We start from the raw sequence: 3,302 nt of genomic DNA, 5'->3' as shown, positions 1-3,302 counted from the left end.
TTGCTACACCCGCACGCTCCAGCCCGTGCCGGGCTGCCACGAATTATGGAGCCAAAGGAACCCACTTTGTCTCCATAATTTGCCGCTGTACGTCACTCCGTTCCTACAGCGCTCTGGGGTCGCAGCAACTACGGCTCCGGGCACGACGCCTCCGTCCCAAAGACCACCCGCGGGTTCCCGCACTTGGAGTTGGCCAAATATATTTGGATGGCGCTCAACATTAGCTAAAGTTGTCGGTGTTGACCTTAATCAGTAGCAGGTCTATGTGTATGCACACTGAAGTTGGTTATTCGTTGTGAAACCAGACCCTCCTGCGGTTACGAAAGCATCGTTTGTAATTATTCTGCCAAATCGCTGAACGGACATGAAATATATTTAGTGGTTCGTAGGATTACACTGGTAAGAACATTTTGCGGATAGTGTATACGCAAGTTAACAATTTCGAAGATTATGCTGGCGAGAGTCTTTGATAGTTGGTTCAGTAACTTTTTGCGTTGTTCATCCCTGCACAGTGTGGGTAGTTATGTGTGTATGTGGCATCGCAAATCTAGGGTTGTGTTGGTGGTGTGGTGCAGGGGGATGGTGGCCCGTTTGTGGCGGCTGCAGGCCCGTAGTTCTGTAGGAAGCGGAGCGACGTACAGAATCAAATCTGGTAGACCGGGTGGGTTTCCCGGGCTAGCAGATTCGCGGTAGCCGGCACGGCGAGAGCGTGAGGCTCGCAGCTTCGGCCACAAACGGGCCACCATCCACCGGAGCCACGCCGCCAACACAACCCGGTCAGTTAGATTAGCCCTGTAACGATAGCTAGGCACAAAGCCAAACCCGGGCTTTCCGCCTAGCTATCGTTACGCTCTGGCTTCTAACCGGTCAGCTTCGCCCTCTGGCATGTTATAATCACTAATGGTGAATTTAGAAGCACGGAGGCAACAGAATGATTCAAGAAGATATTGTTGCGGCTATCGCGGCCGCCGACCACATTATTATCCACCGGCACCAACGTCCCGACCCCGACGCCTTTGGCTCGCAATGCGGCTTGGCCGCCATCATCAAGGCTAGCTTTCCCGACAAGCGCGTACAGGTGACCGGCGCCGATAGTCCTAGCCTGTCCTGGTTGGCCACGATGGACGAGGTGACCGATGCAGATTACAAAGACGCACTGGTAATCGTCGTCGATACCGCCGATACGCCACGCATTGACGATGACCGCTTTGACCAGGGCACGCAACTAATTAAGATTGACCACCACCCTAATGACGATCCGTACGGCGACCTGGCCTGGGTAGCGCCCGACGCTTCCAGTACCAGTGAACTGCTGGTTGACTTAGTCACGCACGGTGACGGACAATTGAAGCTCGACAATGACGCCGCCCGCTGGCTGTATGCCGGCATCGTGGGTGACACCGGGCGGTTCATGTACAACAACACCACTGCGCACACCCTGCGCGATGTGGCCTTGCTGTACGGCTTTGACTTTGACCCGTCCGCAGTTAACCAAAAGATGAACGAGGTTACGCTTGGTCAGGCGCGCCTGCAGGGGCTGGCGATTGACGAGCACCACATGCGCGTTAGCCCGAACGGGGCCGCCGTCGTGGTCATTAGCCAGGCTGACCTCCAGCACCTCGGGATCGCCGCCGATCAGTACCAGGCCGCAGTTGGTTCCGCCGGTCGCCTTAACGAGATTCGCGCGTGGGCCATGTGCACCGAGCAGCCCGAGGGTAACTACCGGGTGAGCCTGCGGTCCAAGGGTGCCGTGATTAACGACATTGCGCGCGCCCACAATGGTGGTGGGCACCCACTGGCGAGCGGGGCCAAAGCCGCGGATCAGGCCGAAATCGACCAGATTTTTAACGAACTGGATGCTTTGCTGGCGGCAACGCCCCAAGCACCTTCAGAAAGCGAGTAATTAATGGATAACAAATTTCAACAATACGCGATTAACGATACGTTGATTGCAGCACTGAACCGGAATGGTTTTGTGCAACCAACACCCATTCAGGAACAAGTCATTCCGAAGGCGCTCAGGGGCGCTTCCATTGTGGGTCAGTCCCAGACTGGTTCCGGAAAGACGTTGGCATTCTTGCTGCCAATCATTAATAACATTAATGTGGGCGAGGATACCCTACAGGCCGTTATTACGGCGCCTAGCCGTGAGCTGGCCAACCAGATTTACAAGACGGCCACCGAGCTCCTTGGCGAAGACAATCCCGTCCGCGTGGGCCGCTTTGTTGGTGGTACGGACAAGCAAAAGCAACTGCGTAAGTTGGAAAACCACGCGGTGCACATTGCCATTGGTACGCCGGGACGGATTTTAGATTTACTGCGTAACGGCGCCCTGACTGGCTTTACCGTGAAGACGTTCGTCGTTGATGAAGCCGATATGACTTTGGACATGGGCTTCCTGAACGTGGTCGACCAGATTGCGGGCACGTTCCCGTCTGAACTCCAGATGATGGTCTTTTCCGCCACAATCCCGCAAAAACTCCAGCCGTTCCTGAAAAAGTATATGCACAACCCGCTGATCATTGAGCTCAAACCGAAAACGGTCATTGCCGACACGGTGGATAACTGGGTCATCAGTACGAAGGGGCAGGACCCTAACCGGATTATTTACCAGTTATTGACGATTGGTGAACCGTACCTGGTGCTCATCTTTGCGAACACCAAGGAACGGGTCGACGAAATCCACGCGTACCTGAAGGCGCAGGGAATCAAAGCCGCGAAGATTCACGGGGGCGTTGAACCCCGTGAACGTCGTCGCGTGATGAAGGCCGTTGCTCAGCAGAAATTCCAGTTTGTGGTGGCGACGGACCTGGCGGCTCGCGGTATTGACATCGAGGGTGTCTCACACGTGATTAATGCGGAGATCCCGACTGATAATGAGTTCTTCATTCACCGTGTGGGGCGGACTGGCCGAAACGGAATGAGTGGGACGGCCATCACGCTGTACAAACCTGGCGAGGAGCACAAGCTCGCCGAATTGGAGCACATGGGGATTCACTTTGATCCCAAAGCCATTGTGCGTGGCGAGATTGTGCCGGGACGCGAGTGGAACCGTCGCGCGACCCGGACCAAGAAGAACGAGCGGCTGTCCGGTACGATTTATGGAATGCTGAAGAAGGAACAGAAGAAACGTAAGCCGGGTTACAAGAAGAAGGTCCGCAAGGCCGCTGAGAAGGAAGCATGGTTCAACAACCGCGTGGAGAAGCGGAACGAACGCCGCAATGCCAAGCGGAAGAACAAGGCTAAGGGCTTGGACAAGGCTTAATGGTGGCCGATGCTGGTGGCTGGTCGTACTGGCGTGG

The 3,302-nt window shown here is 55.4% G+C and carries 2 protein-coding genes; both read left to right on the top strand.

All coding sequences use genetic code 11. The features are described 5' to 3' along the window. Nucleotides 1–931 precede the first annotated feature (931 nt). A complete protein-coding gene (locus LPA02S_RS11155) occupies nt 932–1,903 on the top strand; it encodes a DHH family phosphoesterase (RefSeq protein ID WP_056957024.1) in 972 nt (323 codons plus the stop codon). A 3-nt stretch (nt 1,904–1,906) separates the two neighbouring features. Then, entirely contained in the window at nt 1,907–3,265 is a 1,359-nt protein-coding gene (locus LPA02S_RS11150; protein ID WP_061777633.1) for a DEAD/DEAH box helicase, read from the top strand. Nucleotides 3,266–3,302 lie beyond the last annotated feature (37 nt).

It is taken from the genome of Lacticaseibacillus pantheris DSM 15945 = JCM 12539 = NBRC 106106, from assembly GCF_001591865.1.
Taxonomy (GTDB): Bacteria; Bacillota; Bacilli; order Lactobacillales; family Lactobacillaceae; genus Lacticaseibacillus; species Lacticaseibacillus pantheris.
Note: the sequence above shows the minus strand (reverse complement) of the source record. Positions and strands in the feature narration are given on the sequence as shown.

Bases quoted from the DNA above. Each gene is read 5' to 3' on its own strand.
- LPA02S_RS11155 (WP_056957024.1), top strand. From the start codon at position 932: ATGATTCAAGAAGATATTGTTGCGGCTATCGCGGCCGCCGACCACATT.
- LPA02S_RS11150 (WP_061777633.1), top strand. From the start codon at position 1,907: ATGGATAACAAATTTCAACAATACGCGATTAACGATACGTTGATTGCA.